The organism is Oribacterium sp. FC2011 (genome assembly GCF_000701645.1).
Lineage (GTDB): Bacteria > Bacillota > Clostridia > Lachnospirales > Lachnospiraceae > Oribacterium.
On the sequence record NZ_JNJM01000001.1, the window covers coordinates 16,605 to 38,451 of the forward strand.

The window sequence follows — 21,847 nt, forward strand, 5'->3', positions numbered from 1 at the left end:
CTGTAGGATTTCAGTGTACCTGGTTTAGATCATTACATATTCCACAGCCTTAGAGTGAACTTAAAATCGCTCCCGAGTAATCTCAGGAGCGAAAATATTGATCACATTGGCTGAAGCAGTGATAGTGTCGGCAAATCCAAACTACACATCTTCAAGATATTAATGCCTATTCTACTGAAAGGAAGTAGTAGTATATCGGCTGGCCGCCAAACTGAAGCTCTGTCTCCAGGGACGGGTACTTCTTACGGATGACTCCGGCAAGCTTTTCTGCATCTTCCTCTTTTACATCAAGTCCGTAATAAATGGTAATAATCTCAGACTCGCTGTTTACCATCTTTGAAACTGCTTCCTCCACAGCTTTTCCTATATCCTTCTGGACAGAAAGAAGTCCTTCATCACCCAGAGCCATGATATCGTTTTCCTCTATTGCATGGCCGTCTATCGTAGTATTACGGACAGCATAGGTGATCTCAGCAGAACTTACATATTCTGAAGCATCCTTCATGGCTTCAAAGTTTTCAGCTGCGGTCATATCCGGACTGAAGCTTATCATAGCGGATATTCCCTGAGGAATGGTTTTTGTAGGAACAACCATGATGGTTTTGTCCTCAACAATTGCTTTAGCCTGATTTGCTGCAAGAATAATGTTTTTATTGTTAGGTAAAACGAAAACGGTCTTGGCATTAACCTTCTCACAGGCGTTTATAATGTCTTCGGTTGAAGGGTTCATGGTCTGTCCGCCTTCGATAACGTAGTCAACACCGACTCCCTTAAAGATTTCTGTAAGACCGGCACCTGCAGATACCGATATGAATCCGAAATCCTTCATCGGTTCATTGCTTACAGCCTCCGCTTTATCATCCTTCTTTGAAGGGGCTTCCTCTGCGGCGATCTTTGACGCATCCTTAATGAGCACTTCGTTGTGCTCAAGTCTCATATTGTCAACCTTCATCTTTGAAAGGTATCCCATGCTGAGACCCTTCTCAAAGGCATCACCCGGGTGGTTTGTATGTACATGAACCTTAATGACATTTTCATCAGAGAAGCAAACGATAGAGTCACCTACACCGTTCAGCCAGTCTCTGAGACCATCAACCTCTTCATCTGTAAATTCATGGTCTCCGTTAACCATAAACTCTGTACAATAGCCGAATTTAATCTCAGCTGTTGAAATGTCCCCTCTGGATTTTCTTTCACTTACAGGCGCTGCAGCAGGGTTTACATCAAGTTCAAGATCCTTAACATTTATGTCAAGCTTCTCACCCTTTACGATGGAAAGTGCACCCTTTACCACAGTCATAAGTCCCTGTCCGCCGGAATCAACAACACCTGCTTCTTTCAGTACCGGAAGCATCTCCGGAGTTTTGGCAAGAACTTCATCTCCATAAGCTATTACATCTGAAAGCATCTTGACGATATCTTCTTCTGATACAGATACTTCTGTGATACGATCAGCCATTCCCTTGGCCACGGTAAGAATCGTACCTTCTTTAGGCTTCATTACCGCCTTATAAGCAGTCTCAACCGCACGGTTAAAGGCTCTTGCAAGAGTAAGACCATCAATATAACCTGACTCAGAATTCTCACGTATCTCTTTTGTGAAACCTCTGATGAGCTGGCTTAATATAACGCCTGAATTTCCTCTTGCTCCACGGAGTGAACCGCTGGCCATAGCCTTTGCTACGTTCTCAATGGTCGGATCTGTAATGGCAGCCACTTCCTTTGCAGCTGACATGATGGTCATGGTCATATTGGTTCCGGTATCACCGTCCGGAACAGGAAATACGTTGAGCTCGTTGATGTATTCCTTATTAACATTTAGATTATTTGCGGCTGCAAGAAAAGCATCCTGTAACTTTTTCGCATCAATCTGATTACCCACAGGTAATTCCTCCTTTAAAACCGGTACATTAATCAATTACTCTTACGCCTTCTACGTAAATCTTTACATTCTTTACCTTCATACCGGTATACTCTTCAACTTTGTATCTTACGTTTTCGATAAGGTTGTCGGCTACAGCCTGGATGCTGACACCATAAGAAACGACGACATGAAAGTCCAAAAGGATTTCATTATCCTCAATCCTTACCATGATGCCCTTTGTAATACTCTCTCTCTTAAGAAGCTTTACAAGACCGCCGGACTGATATGACACTTTAGCCATACCAACGATTCCAAAACACTCTATCGCGGTAGTTCCTGCATAGGTAGCAATAACATCAGGATTGATTTGAATTTCACCCAGCTTGGATGCAATTGTTCCTTTCATAAAGTACCTCCAGAAATATCTTATTTGATATAAATAAAACGCTTCAGTTAAAATCACACATTAACATACTGCACATCCTTTGATACTGACTTTCAGATGTACCCATGTCTTTTGATTATAACATATATATTATAACCATGCACTCTTACTTTGGCCTGACGTTAACAAGCGAGCACTCTTGCATGAAAAAAGGGTATTACGAAAATGCTCTCGTAATACCCTATCATACATCAACTAGACGATCCTGAATCAAGCGTTTGCTTCAACAGTCTTAGATGTACCGATTGCACGCTGAACCTTGCCAGATCTTAAGCAGGAAGTACATACATACATCTTCTTTGTACCGCCATTTACCATAACTCTGACTGACTTAACGTTAGCCTTCCAGATCTTGTTTGATCTTCTATGTGAATGGCTTACCTTATTTCCGAAGTGAACTGCCTTCTCACAAACTGCGCATTTTGCCATGGTTGCACCTCCCTTTCACAATAATCGAATCAGATGCACATCTGAATTCGCGACTTGAATATACTATCAAATATCATTCTATAATGCAAGCTTTATTTTACAAAAAAAACTTTAAATGTGAGGACTAAAATTGTCAATAATTGCCAAGCCGCCTATTTAATCAAAAAATGTAAATCTGCATCATCGGAAGATGACCGAATCAAACCAGATTACAGCTAAGGGATGTCCTTACCTATTGTAAAAATCAAATCTCATCCACCATATATGTTTCTTCAGCATTATCAGCTATTTTGTCAGCAGCAGCCTGAGCTTCCCTTGAGACTCTGTTCCCGCCGGTTATCTTATCTATCGCCTCAGGAATCATGTCCAGAATCTTTGTCATCGCATCCTGATTCTTGATATTAATGAGCTTTGTATTGCCACCCTGTAATATAAGAACAGCTGTAGGTGTGATCTTTGAGCTCAATGCACCAGCACCGCCTTCTCCCTCTTTAGTCTCTTTAGGCTTTACAAATCCTCCTGCTCCCATGCCACAGCTGACTTCAATAAGCGGGATCAATGTTGCATCGCCAACCTTAACGGGCTCGCCCACAACTGTCTTTGAATTTACAAAACCATCCATACCCTGGAAAAGAGTATCCAAAATATTCTGTACATTATTATTGTTATTTTCAGCCATCATTATCCCCCTTGAAATGGTTTGCGACTACCAGTCGGATTTTTTTATTTAACAAAAGTTCAACAATCGAAACCAAAAGATGAATCAGCCTGATATGTCCTTTAAAATACATATCGCCCTTCATGACAGGTCTGTCAAATACCGGTTCAATTTGGAAATTCCTTCCATATACCGGATGCAGAATACTAAGATACATCATGACCTGCCCCACATTTGCAGGATCGTCGGAACCATATGCAAAATGTCCTTTCAGCACTCTGAATTTATAGTGTTTTATGAGGTATCGGACATTTTTGACAAGAAGCCTAACTGCCATTTGATTTTCCGGATCGTTAATCTGTTCTCTAATTATGTTTATCTTCTTAACAACATCCTTTATTCTACCAAGAAATGCTGTAAATTGCTCTTTTATTTTCTCTAAAAGTGTTTTTTCTATTATATGTCTGTTATTGGACTTTTTGCTATCTGGTGCCTGCTCAGGGCTTTGCTCCGAAGTGCCGTCAGGTTCTTTCTCCTTATCAGGTTCAATATCATCCGATGATTCTTCGATGTCTTCTGCGATTTGATCCTCGTCCGAACCTGTTTCTTCTGCCTTTTCTAAAACACTGTCTGCCTGGTCGTTTCCTTCCCGGCAAGTTTCTAAATTCTCCGGCTCTATTTTCGAGATATCTGATTGCACCGCTTCCATCCGGAGTTCCGTTTTTTCCATTGACTCCGTTTCTCTCAGAATTTCTGTTTCCTCCCGAGCTTCATCCTCCGGGGAATCTGTCTCTTCCAAATCCTCTTCTCTCAAATCTTCTGATCCCTCCTGAGGTTCATCCTCTTCCGGAGATTTCATGAGAGTTATCCAAAACAGCTTCAAAAGCAGCTCTAACCCGTTATCCGTGTACACAGCCTTAAAGCGTAGTATTTTCATAAGCCAGTCAGCTCTGAAAACAATACGGTAATCTGTAAGTTCTTCACCTTTATAGCCATCGGAGGCATATCTGATGGGAACAAACAGAACAACTGCCAAAAGCAGTAGGATCAGCAACAAAAAAAGGAGGAGTATGCCGCCTATGACTTTTAATATCGTCAGGACAATCATCAATTCCTCCTTGTATAATGGTTTAGTTTAAATATCTTTTCTGGCCAGTATCATCTTTGTGACACAATCCACTGCATCTTTGTACCCATAACCTATGCCAAGTATCTCGACATTTTCTGTATCAAGCTTTGGATTTAAAAACATAGCCTGATTATATATCTCATACAGGTTAGGGCTTTGGGCTTCAATTATAACATATGCTCCGGGTTGAAAATGTTTCTTTCGGAGGTTATCCAGTATATATTTCTTATGCTCCGCAGCATGTCTGCCCCAAAACATATTTTTTGAAAAGATCATAATAAACCTCTCCCAAAGCCGTAAGCCGCTGAAATACACGACTCAAAGATAAAACCTATAACTTTCATTAATAAACGTGGAGTATCACTGTTTATAGATGACATACAGATTTGCATCTTATCAGCTTTACATTCCGCCTTCTGTGATAACCCGAATGTTTTTCACCATATAATCCACCAAAGATACTATAGTCAGGATCAAAGCAATGGCTGCAAATATATTTGTGATTACTTCCAATTCCGAAATATTTATAATCAGAAGGATTACGGTAAACATCTGAAATACCGTTTTGAATTTTCCCCACCAGGAAGCTGCTATGACGATTCCGTTGTCGGCAGCTACCAGTCTGAAGCCCGAAATAATGAACTCCCTGGCTATAATGATGATGACATACCAGGCAGGAAGCTGATCAAGCTCAATAAGACATATCAGGGCAGAACACACCAACAGCTTATCCGCCAATGGATCCATAAACTTTCCAAAATCAGTAACCAGATTCTGACGGCGTGCTATCTGTCCATCCAGAAAATCCGTGAATGAAGCAAGACAAAACACTACCAAAGCTGCTATACGCATATTCTGATCAGTGCCCTCTTCAAAAAGAAGCAGAAACACAAAAACCGGAATCATTACAACACGAAGTAAAGTCAGTTTATTTGGTAAATTCATCAGATACGCTCCCCAATCAAATCATAACCGTCAGCATCAATAATGCGGCAGTCGATCATATCACCGGAAACTTTATTGTTATAATCTCCTGCATCAACAAAAACAAGGCTGTCAATGTCAGGATTATCCATGTATGAACGGGTAAGATACATATTGTTTTCAGGATCGTAGCCCACAATGATAACCCTAAGCTCCCGACCAATCTGTTCTCTTGCCTTTTCAAAAGCGATACCCTGTTGAAGCTTCATTATCTCGTCCTGACGCTGAAGCTTAATCTTCTGCGGAATCTGAGGTTTCATTTCTGCTGCGGCAGTACCCTCTTCCTGAGAATATGGAAATACTCCAAGCCTGTCGAAACGCATTTCCTTTACAAAATCCTTCAGGATGGTAAAGTCTTCTTCCGTTTCTCCCGGGAATCCCGTAATAAGAGTGGTTCTCAGGACTATATCCGGTATAGCCTTACGAAGTGCTGCTATCTTCTCCTTAAGCTCAGCCTGTCTTGTCTTTCTGTGCATGTTCTCAAGAATATGATCCGAGGCATGCTGTATAGGTATATCAAGATAATGAACAACCTTTTTATTATCACGGATAGCAGCGATAAGTTCATCATCGATTTCTTCCGGATAACAATAGAGAATACGTATCCACTCGATACCCTCTATCTCTGAAAGCTTTTTCAGAAGTTCAGGAAGAGCCTTTTTATGGTAAATATCCTTTCCATATAAGGTTGTTTCCTGTGCTACAAGGATAAGTTCCTTAGTTCCTCTTTCTGCAAGCATCTTAGCTTCTTCTACAAGATGCTCCATGGGAACAGAACGATAATGACCTCTTAATGAAGGAATGATACAATAAGTACAATACTTATCACAGCCTTCGGCAATCTTCAGGTATGAGGTGTAATTGTCAGCATTATCAACACGGGCAAGCTGAACATCAAGCTTGTCCACGTAGTCACTTATGCCCATGACCTCATCAACCTCAGGCAGTTCCTTCCTGATCTGGTCTTTATAGCGCTCAACTAAACAGCCGGCGACTATGATTTTCTTAAGATTCGCCGACTGCTTATATTCACCCATTTCAATAATGGTATTTATACTCTCTTCCTTTGCATCTCCGATGAAAGAACAGGTATTTATGATAGCGATATCAGCCTCTGCAGGATCATCGGTTATCTCTGATCCGGGATACTTCTCAAGCAGATTACTGAGCATCTTTTCACTATCAACCCGGTTTTTATCACAACCGAGAGATATCATATGTATCTTCATACTTATGCTTCGCTGTCTGAATTATAGTCATCTTCTGATGAAGCTGAAGGTGAATTGTCAATTATCTCAGATGTACCATCATCTTCCTCATCATACTCTTCTGTTGCAAAATCAAAACGCTTTTCAACAGCATTGGTTCTGATCTCGTCCTCTACCTCAGTTCCACGCTTGATGGTTATGGCATTCTTTGCAAGCTCCTCTACCGCAATTGAGAGTGGCTTTCTGCTGGGATCTACAGGGAGAACAGGCTCCGCACCATCGATCAGCTGTCTTGCACGCTTTGCGCTTGCGATAACAACAGAATATCTGCTTTCTACAAGTTTATCGGTGTCATCCTGAATGGCATTGGTATTGTTAGCTGCATCGATCAGGTCATTATATGTTTGCTGTGACATCTTCTATCCTCCTAAGATCTTTTCTCACATTTTCAATGATATCAATATGCTGAGCCGCTCTTTCGTGCTGAGCACGAATGAGATTATGCAATTTTTCGGTGCATGTGTCAATATCATCATTTATTAAAATATAATCGTAGGCTTCCACGCCTTCAGACTCTTGAACAGCTCTCTCTAGTCGCTTTTTCACAACTTCCGGAGCCTCTGTCCCTCTTCCTATAAGACGGCTCTTCAACTCTTCTCCGGAAGGAGTTGTGATAAAGACAAGTACCGCATCCGGGAACTTCTCTTTGATCTTGAGAGCGCCCTGGATTTCTATCTCCAAAAGCACATCCTTTCCCGCATCTAGCTGAGACCAAACAAACTCTTTTGGAGTGCCATAGTAGTTATCTACATACTGTGCGTACTCCACGAGTTCATCGTTTTTGATCATTTCTTCAAACTCTTCCTTTGTTTTGAAGAAATACTCACGTCCGTCAAGCTCTCCTTCTCTCGGCTTACGTGTGGTACAGGAAATTGATAAAGCGTAGTTATCATACTTGGCAAGCAGGTTCTTCATAAGAGTGCCTTTGCCCGCACCGGAAAAGCCAGATACAACAACCAGTGATCCTTTATTCATTTAAATCTCCATTCCGCCGCTTTCAGTAAGCGGCACAAACAGCGATGAAAAGTATCTTTCACACCATATTTCTCTCTGTATACCTGCAAACGCATTCATCTGATCGTAATGAATGAAATCAACCTGCGTTTACCGGTCATACCATGAATATAGTGGAAATCATTTTCGTTAACAGGTATAAATCATGATTTAACTGAATCACTCCAGATTCTGAATCTGCTCTCTTATCTTTTCTATAAGAGTTTTGAGTCCGATAGCATCATCTGAAATAATAAGATCATTTGCCTTGCTGAGGGTTGTATTGGCCTCCCGATTCATCTCCTGTGCCAGGAAATCAAGTTCTCTTCCCACAGAGCCGCCTTTTTCGAGCTTCTCTCTCATATTCTTAATATGACTGTGGAGACGTACCCTCTCCTCATCGGTACAGGTCTTGTCTGAATACATGGTGACTTCCTGCACTATGCGGGATTCATCGATTCCTGCAGATCCCAGCAACTCTTCCACCTTTGTACGAAGCTTTTGTTCAAATGCTGCAGCAATCTCAGGTGATCTCTCATCGATTCTTTCGACGATAGCTTCCATTTCATCGAGCTTCCCAAGAAGATCAACTTTAAGATTTTCACCTTCCCGAACTCTGGTATCAACAAAATCAGATAATGCTTTACGTAAGGCAGGATTAAGTCTGTTCCAAAGCTCATCATCATTTTCAGATTCCTCAGAGATAACAAGCACATCCGGCAGATTGGCAATGTTCGTTACTTTAACATTATCATCCACACCCAGTTCGCTGCTTATCTTACGAATGGCCTCAAGATACTCTCTGGCCAGATCCATATTGAGGCGTAAAGATTTTGAACCTTCCGAAAACTCTTCATAAGTAACGAAAAGATCAACCTTTCCACGGGAAATATACTCCTTGATAGTATTACGGATATCAGCTTCAAGAGCATTGAACTTTTTCGGCATCTTGATGTTAAGATCAAGAAAACGGGAATTAACCGACTTAACTTCAACCGACAAACGATAAATATCATTGGATATCTCACATCTGCCAAATCCGGTCATACTTTTTAAATCCATAACATACCCCTTTGATCACATATATTATTTTTTGATATGTCGGAAATTGGTGCCCCTGTCTGCGGCTTGTCTTTTCCGAACATTTGTTATAAATTATAGTCTACCTGTAAAAATAAGTAAAGTTAAAGAAATCACGGAAGGAAGGTTAGTCCAATGGCATACGATGGCCTGGTTGTATCTGCAACCGTTAAGGAGTTTCGGGAAACTTTAATCGGCGGTAAAATTTCCAAAATCACACAGCCTGAAAAAGATGAGATTGACTTAACTATTAGAAATCAGAAGGATAATTATCGTTTAAAGATCTCTGTAAATCCATCTCTTCCACTATGTATACTTACAGAAGAAAAGAAGCTGTCTCCCATGGCAGTACCAACATTTTGTATGGCCCTCAGGAAACACATAGGAAACGGTGCCATCCTTAATGTTATCCAGCCCGACCAGACTCTGGATAAAGACGGGCTTGAAAGAGTTATCATTTTTGAGATTGAACATCTGGACGAAATGGGGGATTTAGGAAAACGTTACCTGTCCGTTGAATTGATGGGGAAATATTCAAATCTCATACTCTTCAGAGAGGACCGGACAATCATTGATTCCGTAAAACGTATTTCCGTTTCACAATCCTCTGTCAGGGAAGTATTGCCTAACAGACCATATTTCATACCGGATTCAGGAGATAAAAAGAATCCCTTGGAACTTGATAAGGAAACATTTGCAGCTCTTATAAAGAACACTCCGGAGCCCGCCTTCAAGGCTCTGTTCCATGGCATAACAGGTCTAAGTCCTCTTACTGCTTCAGAGATCTGTCACGTGAGCCGTGTGGATCCGGATCTTTCAGCCAATTGTCTGGATCCTGATGCATTGGAAAGACTTTACAATGCATTTTATAGCATAATCAGGGAAACCGTTTCTCTTTCCAAACCGGATCCTGTGATCATTTACAAAGACGGAGTACCCTCAGACTTTTCGGCTTTCAATCTTTCCATATATGCGGAGGATACCAAGTACGAAGTGCGTCACTTCTCATCTATGAGCGAAGTCATCACTCAGTTCTACAGTGAAAAGGATAAGAGTTCGCGTATGCGCCAGAGGTCCACTGATCTCAGAAAAGTGGTTAATACTCTTATGGAACGTACCTCAAAGAAGCTTAATATCCAGGAAAAGCAGCTTAAAGATACTGAGGGAATGGATAAATTCCGTGTATACGGAGAGCTTCTTCACACTTATGGCTATTCCCTGGCGGGCTGCGAGGATCATCTGACCTGTGAGAATTTCTATACAAATGAAGAGATCACAATACCTCTCAAAAAGGATCTTACAGCGTCCGAGAACGCAAAGCATTACCTTGAAAAGTACGACAAGCTTAAGCGCACAAAGGAAAATGTCACCGTTCAGCTCAGAGAAACCAGGCTTGAGCTTGAACATCTGGAGTCAATACAGACTTCCCTTGATATTGCTGAAAGTGAAGAGGATCTTCAGGATATCAGAAGAGAAATGAGCGATTATGGTTTCATCCATAAGGTTCAGGGAAAAGAAAAAGCCAAGCTTCAGCGCAAATCAAAACCCTATCACTTTGTTTCTGAAGACGGCTATGAGATATTTGTGGGTAAGAACAATTACCAGAACGAAGATGTCACTTTCAAAATAGGTGACGGCGGAGACCTCTGGTTCCATGCAAAAAATGTTGCCGGCTCCCATGTTATCGTAAAAACCGGCGGACAGAACATGGAGGAGATTCCCGACAGACTGTTCATCGAAGCCGCAGGACTGGCAGCCTACTACTCTTCTCACCGTAACGACCAGAAGGTCGAAGTAGACTATACCATTAGGAAGAATCTCAAGAAGGTGCCTAATGCTGCCCCCGGATTCGTAATCTACCACCAGAACTGGTCCGTTACCGTTGAACCTAATAATATGACGGAGCACTGAACTGCATAAACTTCAATAGAATTCCACCGGGTAGAATTCCACCCGGTGGAATTCTGACTGAGAACTAAAAAATCCCCGCACATCGGAATAACCCGATGCGCGGGGATATATTTTTATAGATGATTACTGAACGCTGTCGTCGTTCTCCTCTTCCCAGTTGGTGTAAACATTCTGAACATCCTCAGATGCATCAAGAAGATCAAGAGTTCTGCGAAGTCCCTTCACTGCCTCAGGGTCAGTTACTGATACGTAGTTCTGAGGAACCATAACTACATCAGCCTCAGCCATAGGGATACCCTGCTTCTCGATATTGGCACGAACCTCATCAAAATCTGCAGGATCTGTGTATATTACATAAGAATCTTCCTCATCCTGGATATCTTCAGCACCAGCTTCGATAGCCATATCCATAAGAGTATCAAAATCCTTATCAAGATCATCCATAGCTTCCTTATCAAGGATGATCTGTCCCTTCTCATCAAACATGAAGGAAACTGCGCCCTGTGTTGCAAGAGATCCTTTTCCCTTTGTGAAAGCGGAACGAATATCTGCAGCTGCACGGTTCTTGTTATCTGTAAGTACCTTTACGATAAGAGCAACACCGTTAGGACCATAGCCCTCGTACTGAAGCTCTTCAAAGTTATCTGCCTCCATGGATCCGGCAGCCTTCTTGATACCATTATTGATAGTATCGTTAGGCATGTTATTTGCCTTAGCCTTTGCGATAACAGCTGCAAGCTTAGAGTTGTTGGAAGGGTCAGGACCGCCGGCTTTAACAGCAAGCGCAATCTCATGGCCGATCATAGTGAAAATTTTGCCCTTAGCAGCATCATTCTTTTCTTTCTTTGCTCTAATATTAGAAAATTTTGAATGTCCTGACATATCTTTCTCCTCATATCATAAATAACTAAATTCTCGGTCTCCGGAGTATATTTCACTCCCGAAGCGGACTTTTTATAAATCAAACTCTAGTACTATAACGTAAAATACAAATAGAATCAAGAGGGATATGAGTCATGGATAATCGGACTTAACATTGACTCGTAATCCTATTTTGGAAATATGGGTCTGTCTTACCCCCTACAATGTTACTCTATTCTTATTCTGTCCAATACAGTTCCGAGTTTATCTGCGGTATCCCGGGCAAGGACTCCGTTGACTCCAAAAGTAAGTGCGGCTTCTCTTCCGGCTTCGGCATGGATGAGTACTGCGGCAACTGCGGCTCTGTATGCGATTTCCATCGGATTTAGAGCTATCTCAAGAGATACAGATGGTCTCATCAAGGCGTATAAGCCTGCAATGGTGCCGCTCAGAACATCTCCGGAGCCGCCTTTACTGAGAGCAGGACTTTCTTTTGTATTTTTAAACATGGCTTCATGTTGTGCATCACATATCAAGGTTTGTGAACCTTTCATGACTGTTATCAGACCAAACTCTCCGGAAACAGTCTCTGCATAGTATTCCGGGTTTTTAACCACTTCCGATATTTCACACTCTGCCAACCGGCTCATCTCCATGGGATGCGGGGTGATAACCACCGGGATTTCTTCCGCCACGGACTTCAATTTATCTTTGAGATGAGGCATTGAACTTATGATGTTGAGGCCATCTGCATCTATTATAAGAAGCGGATGCTTTTCTTCTGCCTTGTCACCCCATTTATCAGACACAGCGTTTAATATCTCTTCCACCATATCTTTGCTGAGATCGGTCGTTCCCATACCGGGTCCCAGCACCATAACATCCGCCCAGACTGCATTCCTCTCAGATATTTCCTGAAGATCCGTTTCCTCATCATAGCCTTCGAAAATGGCTTCCGGCAGCAGTGTCTGAAGGATCAGACGATTATCCTTATGTGTGAGAAACTTGACAAGTCCGGCTCCGGTCCGGTAAGCAGCCAAAGCCGAAAGATAGGCTGCTCCGCTCATCCCTTTGCTTCCTGCAACTATAAGAACTTTCCCATAGGTGCCTTTGTGACTGTCCTCAAGTCTTTTCGGAATATAGGCATAAAACTTTGAAGCATCTGTCACTATCTGCATGGTCTCTCCTTTTTGACCCATACCACGTACTTAAATCCAGCAGATTCGTACTTTGGCAGTCAATGATTCTGACCCAAAAGGGTCATGACTTCAACAAAATTGTTTAGTGTAAATGAAAGATATGAATATACTATACAGGATGTCTCACCCTTCCATTACTGCAAATGCCGACACCAGATCTTTTGTGTCGGTTATAGATAAATGTATGGTTTTTCCGCCAAGCTCTTCGAATTTCTTTTGTGCATTACCGTGTAGAACAGCATAGGGTTTTCCTTTTTCATCCCTTAGGATTTCAATCTCAGAAGGCCTGATTCCCGCAGTAAACCCTGTACCGAAGCACTTGACTATACATTCCTTACATGCAAAATCGCCGGCAAGCATCGAATCTTTGTCAGATGCCTGCCGACGCTCGTCTTCGGAAAAAATACGTTCTACAGTTTTGTTTCTTCTTGTATTTTTTATACGACTGATCTCGATAAGATCAGTTCCGATTCCTATGATCATAACTGAATCCTATCAATCGTTTAATCTTCAAGAGCCTCGCCCATACGATAGCTGAGTCTCATAAGTGACTCTGAAAGATGAACATTCTCAATAACAATATTATCAGGAACATCAAGGTCTACATGGGCAAAATTCCATATTCCCACAATTCCTGCATCTATAAGCTGCTCAACTACTTTTATCGCCGGGCCCTTAGGGATACAAACTGCAGCCATTTTTATATCATTCTCTCTGATGACACTTTCAAGCTTGTCCATGGACTGGATCTGAATCTCTCCTACCATATTGCCGATAATGCTTGGATCCTTATCGAAAATGGCCTTAACGATAAATCCTCTCTTACGGAAATTTGTATAGTTGGCAAGAGCCTGTCCGAGATGTCCGGCACCGACAATGATCATTTCATGTTCATTGTCAATGTTTAAAATCTTGGCTATCTCATCATGGAGATTCTTGATGTTATATCCATAACCCTGCTGTCCGAAACCTCCAAAGTTGTTCAGATCCTGTCTGATCTGAGAAGCAGTGAGCTTCATACGCTTACTGAGCTCACTTGAAGAAATACGCTCAATGCCCTGATCCATAAGATCCTCAAGATAACGATAATACCTCGGAAGTCTCTGGATGACTGCCTGTGAAATATCTTTTTTAGCCATAATAACCCTCAATAATTACTTAAAGATTTTTATTGTCAATGTGGTCTTTCGAACAAGTAATAATCACCTATTTCCCTTTAGACCCTTTGAAAAATATTATACATTTTTGTTAATATTATGTCAAAAAGAAGTTGTAGAATTCTTAACAAGCCATAGAAACCATACGAATTCTTTTGATCCGCACAAAGCCTTATGACTCTCACAATTATAATCCCGGGCAGATATAAAAAGACTGATCGGACATCATATCCGATCAGTCTCGTATTATCATACTATAAATATATCCACCAGGAAGCTTTCTCTGTTTTAGATCTTCGGTGTTCTCTTAAGTATTGCGTGTCTTTCAGGACCGTTGGAAACCATGGTGATCGGTGTTTCAATCTGCTTCTCGATGAAATCGATATAGTCCTTGCACTCCTTAGGAAGATCCTCATAATCAGTGATACCGCGGATATCACAGTTCCATCCCGGAAGCGTTTCATAAACAGGCTTTGCCTTATGAAGGAGCGGTGTTACAGGGAAATCTGTAGTCACCTTTCCGTCTATCTCATAACCTGTACAAACCTTAAGCTCCTTAAGATAGCCAAGTACATCAAGTACAGTAAGGACAGCCTCGGTTGCGCTCTGGAGCTGACAGCCGTACTTTGAAGCAACTGCATCATACCAGCCTACTCTTCTTGGACGGCCTGTAGTTGCACCGTACTCGCCCTTGTCTCCGCCTCTCTTACGAAGCTCCTCTGCCTCATCTCCGAAAAGCTCGGAAACGAAGTCACCTGCACCTACCGCTGAAGAATAAGCCTTTGTAACAGCAATTATATCTTTAATCTCATATGGAGGAATACCTGCACCAACTGCACCGTAAGCTGCAAGTGTTGAGCTTGAAGTAACCATCGGATAGATACCGTGATCCGGATCCTTCATGGTTCCAAGTTGACCCTCCAGAAGAACAGTCTTACCTGCCTTAAGAGCCTCTCTCAGGAACTTTGAAGTATCTGTTACATAAGGTGCGATGAGGTCTCTCTGCTTGTGCATCTCTGCAAGAAGATCCTCATATACAAGCTCAGGTGCATGATAAAGCTCACGGAGTGTAGCATTCTTCATCTCAACAACCTTATGAAGTCTGTCAGTGAGAACCTCTTCATCGAAAAGCTCATTTACCTGAAGACCGATCTTTGCAAACTTGTCAGAGAAGAAAGGAGCGATGCCGGACTTTGTGGAACCGTAGCTCTTTCCTGCAAGTCTTGCCTCTTCAAGGCTGTCAAAAAGTACATGATAGGGCATCATAACCTGTGCGCGATCAGAAACAAGTATCTTAGGTGTGGGAACTCCTGCGTCAACTATTGACTTAAGCTCGGAAACGAACTTTGTAATGTCTAATGCCACGCCATTACCAAGTACTGAAGTTGTGTGATCATAGAACACACCGCTTGGAAGAAGGTGAAGAGAAAAACGGCCATAGTTGTTAATGATGGTATGACCTGCATTTGCACCGCCCTGAAAACGTACAACGATGTCAGAAGACTCTGCAAGCATGTCAGTAATCTTGCCTTTTCCTTCGTCTCCCCAGTTTGCACCTACGATTGCTCGAACCATAAAAATCCTCCTAAAGGGATAGTATCCATATGGACACTACTGATGCTTCTCACCTTTTTGACACATACCGATCTCTTGCACGAATTCTTCTTAATTTCTTACTTACTAAGCAGCAAAAGTAAAAGACTCGCATCCGAAGACCGGGCGGTTGAACCGCTGTGAGAGATTCGTGACCGAAGCATCAAAAATATTATTTTTTAGTCAGACCCGTGAACCAGATGAAAATATATATAACCGTTGGTATCACGATCAGACAAAACAGAACCGCCAGGATATACTCTTTTTTCGCACCCGTAAAGGCAAAAAACAAAAGCATCACAAGCAATATGACTATTAAAACTAGTGCCAAAACGGCAAGTATCCGTTTTAATGACATAACTGCACCTCCCGGCTCTGTGCTTTCAGCACAGACAAAAAAATTATATAAATAAACCTCATATATTTCAAGGTTAATGTTATATGCAATTGTTATGTCTCTTGTTCATAAAAGGTGCCCTGCAATATTGCAGAACACCTATCTGATTAGAAATCTAATATCTATGCTGTTTCTATAACGCATGAATGATGTTTGTAATTTTGACTATGATTTGAAGTGTCTTTATCATAATTTATCCCCACAAGTAAAATATTACCTTTGTAATGCGTTAATCTGTCAGGATAATTCTGTCGCTTAATCTGATCCAAGGCTGTTTCTATATCCTTATTGTACTTTAGTTCTATGACCATTGCTGGTTTATCCGGATATTTAGGTGAAGGGATAAAAACAATATCCGCAAACCCCTTTCCGGAATCCATCTCAAGAATTGTTGTGTAATACTTCTGTGCAGCATAGTATGCATATTGAATTGCATAGCTCAAGGCTGCTTCTTCATTATAAGTCTTATTGCCGGCCAGATCATGAGCTTCTTCTATTAATGCTGCAACCTTATCTGAGTCTTTTTCCCATGTTGCTCTAAGCAGCTCCAGAGATATTTCAAAAGACTTAAAGCTTTCAACCCATTCACTGCTTTTTGTAGATGAATAAAACTCATCCAGTATTTCCTTATTGGGAATGTATACCTCACTTGTTTCGTCATCATATCCGAGATAACCAAGGTGAATTAGAAGTGACAAAACATCATCTTTACCTGTAAAGGTAGTCATATCATTCTGATATGTAGAAGTATCAATTTTCAGTCTTGCACCATCCATCAGCAATGTAACGGCTTCTTTAAGTCCGTCATAATCTTTTCTGATGAATTCTGCAAGAGCCTCATATGTCTCGGTTTTGTTCCAATAATCCTTTATCGAACCTGTGCTGACTGCTTCAACGACAGACAAAGGGCTATATAAATAATATCTATTGCTTTCAGGTGATTTACCTGTGTTTCTTAATTCTTCATGGTTAGGATCGGGTGGAACAATATCACTTACTTCGTATCCGTCGTACCATTCCTTGATTTTTTTATAATCGCGGCCGTATTCGTTGCACAAATCCTGTACTTCTTTCTCAGTGAATCCCGTAAATCTGGCAAGCTGTCTTGGATACATCATGGAATACTCTGTGAACATGTTAAGGGCAGAATGTCTTCCGTATTTCTTGATTGGAAGAATACCAGTCATATAAGCCAGTGCTATATAGCTTTTGTCTTTAAGTAGATTCCGAAGAAAATCAAGGTATAATGTCTGCTCCTCTTTTGTTGTCTTTCCATTCCTGAAAACCGCATCCCATTCATCTATGACAATTACCAGTTGATGTTCGTTTTCGGAATAAGCATCTGATATCGTCTGAATCATATCAGTGTCATCAAAATAATCTACTTCAGGATACTTCTTTTTTATATCCCTGCAGACAAGAAGCTGCATTTTTTCCAATGCTTTGTCATAGGTTAATGCCGAATCAAAAAAATCCGTCATAACAATACGGAGAACATCGAATCGTCCCAGATATACATTCCAGGGAAGATTTCCATAAGTTGAGCCTGCATCAGCCAGTTTTAGCCTGCTAAAAAGCTCCTTACTACCGGATTCTTTATCATAATAGGCACATATCATATCAGCCGCCATTGTCTTTCCAAATCTGCGCGGCCTTGAAACACTGACATATTTCTGTTTTGTTTTAACAACAGCATTTAAAAACGCTATCATTTCAGACTTATCGATAAAAATCCTAGAATTCACAGCTTCCTCATATGAAGTTTTTCCTGGATTCAAATAAATGCCCATAAGACTCTCCGGTATAGTTCCATTTATGATTTCTCTTAAAATATAACTGAAAGGAAATATATTTTATGACATAATTTTAGTTGACAAATGACGTTTTTACAAGGTATGTGCTAAAATCCCCTACATTATAATAAAAGGACAAGCCTGTTTAGACTTGCCCTCAGAATTTATAATTAATTGACTTTAAAAACAGATTACCTTTGCTTTAAGAAAGTGTAAGCTCTTTTACCAAAATACTGCCGCCATAGTTCTTTTCATAACTTTCATGAATACGAATTTCATCCTGTCCCGAAATATCAACAGTAGCAGTCTGGGTTTTATCCTTACTTGTTATGGTATCACTTTCCCATAATATCGTGTCATCATCACCATATACATACAATGTAGCTTCAGACTTGACATTATAACCCTTTTTGGGTGCATAGCTAAAGGTTAATGTATTATATTTCCCATCAAGATAATACGTTATAGTCTCATCACTGAAATAGAATTCCAAACATTTTGACCATAATTCATTTCTCATGGTTTCTTGATTTGTTTTTTTGAATACATAAGTAGTTTTATCTACATAATCCATATCCAAAAGAGATGTTGTACCATAACTCTGCAACTCTCCACCAGAATAAGAAGAATTACCTGTAGAGTTACTTACTGTGTTATTAACAGCAGCGGTATATCCTAAATTCTTTGTCTGCACTACACCATTAACAACCCACTGGCCATCAGCATTAAGCATATAGCCATCCTGAGCTGTGTTTGCTGCCATGTAACCATTCTGATTAAAATAGTAGCACTCTGCTATTCCGTCATTATTTCCATCGATCCACTGCCAGCTTGATGCGGGATATGTTCCGTTACCATAGTCATACCACCAGCCTATTGCATCGTTCTTCCATGAACCTGCAAAAGCTGTAAGGGATAACAAAAGAGACACCACTAAAGTTGAACCTGCCAAAAAATGTTTTTTCACTATTAATACTCCTCTATAAATGCATGTTTTACGCCGTTTTTTCGACAAACATATTCAGATCTAATCGGCTTCATTCATGCACACTTTTTTTGCAACGTCTTAATTCTATTTTTTATTTTTGATTTGTCAATATGTACTTTAAGAATTTATATATTGTTTATAAACAGTATGGCACAAAAAATCAGAGGATATTTCACCTCTGATTTTATTCTGATATCCAACCGTAATCTCATTCTCTGAATGGGATCGAACCCTTCACACAGGATATTCATAATGTCTCATCGGTCATATTCAGAAAGAATTTCACAGAACCGGTCGAAATATGCCCGGTTCTCAAATTTCTGGATGAAGGAAATGCTTATTTCATTTCCTTCATTTCCGATCATCACAAGCAGCGGAACCGGAGAAGCATTCTCGCTCTCTATTGATTCAACGATATCCGGGGTTTTCTGGCCGTTGCCGATCATGTTTGTTACGGCAAAAGTGGTATTGATGATGGAACCTATCAGCATTTTATCTTCGGGTGCATCAAGTTTCCCGTCAATCATCAGCCTGAATTTCATGAGCTGCCACTTTAAAACTTCCGGGGTTAAAGCTTCGGTCAGCTGTTGGAAGCCGTCTTCACCCGGGAAGAATACTGCCAGACCCATACTCATATTTTTGAGAGAATCCTCATGTTTCATGATGGTTCTAAGGTTTACAGAGGTACGGCATCCAATCTTTTCAGCCTCAGGATGAATATCCTTAATGGCCTTTGCAATCATGTCAGCAACCACAACCGTGGCACCACCTCCTACAGAGGAAAGCTCTTTTGACTGCTCTTCCGAAAGAGTCGGAAGCTTATCTCCGCTTATCTTAACAGTATAATGATACCTTTTTCCGGTGTCCTTCTCTTTCTCATCGGGTGTCTCAGGGAATCTGTAGGCTCCGACAACGTTCTTATAAACCTCAGGCACTTCTTTACCGTACGCTGAATAATCTTCACTGAAGATTTCATAATAATGTCCGGGAGTATATACTTCTTCTTTCTGAAGATCAGGCGCCTTTCCATCCAGCAGCTCCTGATAGGTTCCCAGGAAAAGCTGCAGGAATAAATGCATGCCAAAGCCATCAGTAAAAGAATGAGGAATCTTTACAAGCAGTTTCTTACCATCGGCAATAACTCTTATCCGGTCTTCTCTGTCAACAGGCATTTCCGGCGTATAAACTTTCGGTCCCTCCACATCTCTGACATAATACAGCCTTCCGTTCTCCGCCTCCAGATGCTGATGATAAAACGGATAGTTTCTGTACACTGTAAAAAGCGCTTTTTCGAGAAGCGGAATATCCGACTCCTTCTTCAGCATGATAACCGTATCGGAGGTAACATTATTCACAAAGGCACCATAAAAAGCTCCTCCGGAAATATTCTCATCACGGTAACCTTCCGCCATCCTTTCAGAATAATCCGCTGATTCTCCATACTCTTTTTTCTTTGCATTTTCCGCAAGAAGCTCCGGTGTTCTGAACTTTTGCAGATCCTTGGACGTGATATCATATCCCTCGCACTCGGAAACAAGACGGATAGCCCTTATACTGTCCCCGCCGATAAGGAAGAAATCATCATCCCTGCTGACTTGGGAAATTCCAAGCACCTTTTCAAAAGCCTTGCAGAAAAATTCCTCGGTCTCATTAAGAGGTGCCTTATAATCTTTTCTGAAATCGGATATATCCGGAGCCTCAAGCAAAATCTTTGCGATCTTGTTATTGGCATTTAACGGGTATTTATCCAGGCATATATAGTATGCCGGCTGCATATACTGAGGAAGCATGGCTGACAGCTTTTCCTTGTCGTAAACTAGGGTTCCATCCTTCAAAATCCCAAGTTCTTCGGCTTCACTTCTCAGATAATACAGACATATGAACTGCCGTCCGTCTGTGTCAAATCCCTTTGCCACAACACTCTTTAAACCTGTCAGCCTTTTTATCACGGCCTCAATCTCCGCAGGCTCAACACGATTGCCGTTGATCTTGATCATGTCGTCTGCCCGTCCTATGATAAAATACCGGCCATCGCTGTCCCGTCTTACAATATCGTGAGTATGATATATGCCATCTACAAAGACCTCCGCTGTCTTTTCCGGAAGGTTTATATATCCTCTGACATATTCGTTTTTAAAGCAGAGTTCGCCTTCACCTTCACCTTCCACAATGTTACCATCTTCATCGATAAGGTGGCAGGCAATATCTTCAAATACAGGCTTTCCTGCAGGGGCTATATCGTACTTCTTATCAATCACACTCTCCAGTACCATAAAACCGGCTTCAGACATACTGTACCTGTTCACTATCTTTGGTTTCCCGCCGGGAAAATACAGGCCATTGGCGTTTTCGCCTCCAGTGATTATTTCTCTAAGATAAGGACTTGGCTGTTTATATATCCTGACATAAGAAGGCGGCATAAAAACAGTATCAAACTTTTTTTCCTGTACAAATCCCATAAACTGCTTCTGATCCCTTACCATATCGGTCGGAATAATCCACATGGTAAAAGCTCTTGGCAAGTACTCAAAAATCAGAAGCAGAAATGCAACAAAGTATGCAGGTGCAGAAATGCCCAAACTGCTTCCGGGCATCTCCGGTGCAATATCCAGCGCCCTGTCAATGTTTCCGTATTCGTGCAGTACTCCCTTGGGATTTCCCGTTGATCCGGAAGTATAAACCGCAAAAGCTGCATCATGAACACCTGTATTTTCATATCCGGCCATCCCATCTTCGGATGAATATATATCATCCAAAAGTTTTTTGTCGAGAATGAGCTTGGCTCCCACATCCTTGTTGATATATGCCACTCTATCGGGTGGATAGCTATCCTCAAGACTGACAAATGCCGCACCGGCTTTCATTATACCGATGATTGCAGCAGGTATATCCACACTCCGCGGAAGCAGTATAGTCACAAAATCCTCCCGGGAAATTCCCAGCTTTTTAAGTCTCGCATATACTTTTGATGACCTTTCATCAAGCTCTTTGAATGTAATCCTCTGAGAACAGTCATCCAGAACCGGAAGATCGGGATATTTCTCAACAAGATAATTGAACTTTTCTATAAAGCGCATTTAGTTTTCCTCCTGGGTTTT

At 41.2% G+C, this 21,847-nt stretch carries 20 protein-coding genes; 1 reads left to right on the forward strand and 19 read right to left on the reverse strand.

Annotated features, from left to right (window positions below; all coding sequences use genetic code 11):
* Positions 1 to 166 precede the first annotated feature (166 nt).
* The 11 genes from T357_RS0100060 to T357_RS0100110 all read right to left on the reverse strand — a co-directional run bounded on the left by T357_RS0100060 (position 167) and on the right by T357_RS0100110 (position 8,832).
* Positions 167 to 1,882, reverse strand: a complete 1,716-nt coding sequence (locus T357_RS0100060; protein ID WP_031547374.1) for a DAK2 domain-containing protein — start codon at positions 1,880 to 1,882, stop codon at positions 167 to 169.
* Positions 1,883 to 1,910: 28 nt separating this feature from the next.
* On the reverse strand, positions 1,911 to 2,270 hold the full coding sequence (locus T357_RS0100065; RefSeq protein ID WP_031547376.1) for an Asp23/Gls24 family envelope stress response protein: 360 nt from the start codon (positions 2,268 to 2,270) through the stop codon (positions 1,911 to 1,913).
* A 249-nt stretch (positions 2,271 to 2,519) separates the two neighbouring features.
* A complete protein-coding gene (gene rpmB, locus T357_RS0100070; RefSeq protein ID WP_029201014.1) occupies positions 2,520 to 2,738 on the reverse strand; it encodes a 50S ribosomal protein L28 in 219 nt (72 codons plus the stop codon).
* 244 nt (positions 2,739 to 2,982) lie between these two features.
* Positions 2,983 to 3,417, reverse strand: a complete 435-nt coding sequence (locus T357_RS0100075; protein WP_031547380.1) for a GerW family sporulation protein — start codon at positions 3,415 to 3,417, stop codon at positions 2,983 to 2,985.
* Complete coding sequence (locus T357_RS0100080) at positions 3,410 to 4,504, reverse strand: hypothetical protein (RefSeq protein WP_031547383.1); 1,095 nt, start codon at positions 4,502 to 4,504, stop codon at positions 3,410 to 3,412. Before T357_RS0100080 ends, T357_RS0100075 begins: the two co-directional genes overlap by 8 nt.
* A gap of 27 nt (positions 4,505 to 4,531) precedes the next feature.
* On the reverse strand, positions 4,532 to 4,801 hold the full coding sequence (locus T357_RS0100085) for a hypothetical protein (protein WP_031547386.1): 270 nt from the start codon (positions 4,799 to 4,801) through the stop codon (positions 4,532 to 4,534).
* 126 nt (positions 4,802 to 4,927) lie between these two features.
* Positions 4,928 to 5,470 (reverse strand): CDP-diacylglycerol--glycerol-3-phosphate 3-phosphatidyltransferase, encoded by a 543-nt coding sequence (gene pgsA / locus T357_RS0100090; RefSeq protein ID WP_031547388.1) that lies wholly within the window; start codon positions 5,468 to 5,470, stop codon positions 4,928 to 4,930.
* Positions 5,470 to 6,738, reverse strand: coding sequence for a 30S ribosomal protein S12 methylthiotransferase RimO (gene rimO / locus T357_RS0100095; protein ID WP_031547390.1), 1,269 nt, complete (start codon positions 6,736 to 6,738; stop codon positions 5,470 to 5,472). The genes pgsA and rimO overlap by 1 nt, the downstream gene beginning before the upstream one ends.
* Before the next feature lie 2 nt (positions 6,739 to 6,740).
* Entirely contained in the window at positions 6,741 to 7,133 is a 393-nt protein-coding gene (gene rpoZ / locus T357_RS0100100; RefSeq protein ID WP_031547392.1) for a DNA-directed RNA polymerase subunit omega, read from the reverse strand.
* Complete coding sequence (gene gmk / locus T357_RS0100105) at positions 7,114 to 7,752, reverse strand: guanylate kinase (RefSeq protein ID WP_031547394.1); 639 nt, start codon at positions 7,750 to 7,752, stop codon at positions 7,114 to 7,116. The genes rpoZ and gmk overlap by 20 nt, the downstream gene beginning before the upstream one ends.
* Before the next feature lie 198 nt (positions 7,753 to 7,950).
* Positions 7,951 to 8,832, reverse strand: coding sequence for a YicC/YloC family endoribonuclease (locus T357_RS0100110; RefSeq protein WP_031547396.1), 882 nt, complete (start codon positions 8,830 to 8,832; stop codon positions 7,951 to 7,953).
* Between the two features lie 153 nt (positions 8,833 to 8,985).
* Between T357_RS0100110 and T357_RS0100115 the strand changes: the two genes are divergently transcribed.
* The gene (locus T357_RS0100115) at positions 8,986 to 10,761 is read left to right on the forward strand and encodes an Rqc2 family fibronectin-binding protein (protein WP_031547398.1); all 1,776 of its coding nucleotides are present in this window, start codon (positions 8,986 to 8,988) and stop codon (positions 10,759 to 10,761) included.
* A gap of 123 nt (positions 10,762 to 10,884) precedes the next feature.
* Here T357_RS0100115 and T357_RS0100120 read toward each other — a convergent pair whose 3' ends face one another.
* The 8 genes from T357_RS0100120 to T357_RS0100160 all read right to left on the reverse strand — a co-directional run bounded on the left by T357_RS0100120 (position 10,885) and on the right by T357_RS0100160 (position 21,826).
* On the reverse strand, positions 10,885 to 11,643 hold the full coding sequence (locus T357_RS0100120) for a YebC/PmpR family DNA-binding transcriptional regulator (RefSeq protein WP_031547399.1): 759 nt from the start codon (positions 11,641 to 11,643) through the stop codon (positions 10,885 to 10,887).
* 206 nt (positions 11,644 to 11,849) lie between these two features.
* Positions 11,850 to 12,800 carry an NAD(P)H-hydrate dehydratase gene (locus tag T357_RS0100125; RefSeq protein ID WP_031547401.1) on the reverse strand — a complete coding sequence of 317 codons (951 nt, stop codon included), beginning with the start codon at positions 12,798 to 12,800 and terminating at the stop codon, positions 11,850 to 11,852.
* A gap of 144 nt (positions 12,801 to 12,944) precedes the next feature.
* On the reverse strand, positions 12,945 to 13,304 hold the full coding sequence (acpS, locus tag T357_RS0100130; RefSeq protein WP_031547403.1) for a holo-ACP synthase: 360 nt from the start codon (positions 13,302 to 13,304) through the stop codon (positions 12,945 to 12,947).
* A gap of 20 nt (positions 13,305 to 13,324) precedes the next feature.
* The gene (locus T357_RS0100135) at positions 13,325 to 13,960 is read right to left on the reverse strand and encodes a redox-sensing transcriptional repressor Rex (RefSeq protein ID WP_031547405.1); all 636 of its coding nucleotides are present in this window, start codon (positions 13,958 to 13,960) and stop codon (positions 13,325 to 13,327) included.
* 306 nt (positions 13,961 to 14,266) lie between these two features.
* Positions 14,267 to 15,553 (reverse strand): adenylosuccinate synthase, encoded by a 1,287-nt coding sequence (locus tag T357_RS0100140; RefSeq protein WP_031547407.1) that lies wholly within the window; start codon positions 15,551 to 15,553, stop codon positions 14,267 to 14,269.
* 537 nt (positions 15,554 to 16,090) lie between these two features.
* Positions 16,091 to 17,758 carry an AAA family ATPase gene (locus T357_RS0100150; RefSeq protein ID WP_031547411.1) on the reverse strand — a complete coding sequence of 556 codons (1,668 nt, stop codon included), beginning with the start codon at positions 17,756 to 17,758 and terminating at the stop codon, positions 16,091 to 16,093.
* Positions 17,759 to 17,963: 205 nt separating this feature from the next.
* Positions 17,964 to 18,728, reverse strand: a complete 765-nt coding sequence (locus tag T357_RS19705; protein ID WP_049962159.1) for an NPCBM/NEW2 domain-containing protein — start codon at positions 18,726 to 18,728, stop codon at positions 17,964 to 17,966.
* Positions 18,729 to 19,006: 278 nt separating this feature from the next.
* Positions 19,007 to 21,826, reverse strand: a complete 2,820-nt coding sequence (locus T357_RS0100160; protein WP_031547415.1) for an AMP-binding protein — start codon at positions 21,824 to 21,826, stop codon at positions 19,007 to 19,009.
* Between the last annotated feature and the right edge of the window lie 21 nt (positions 21,827 to 21,847).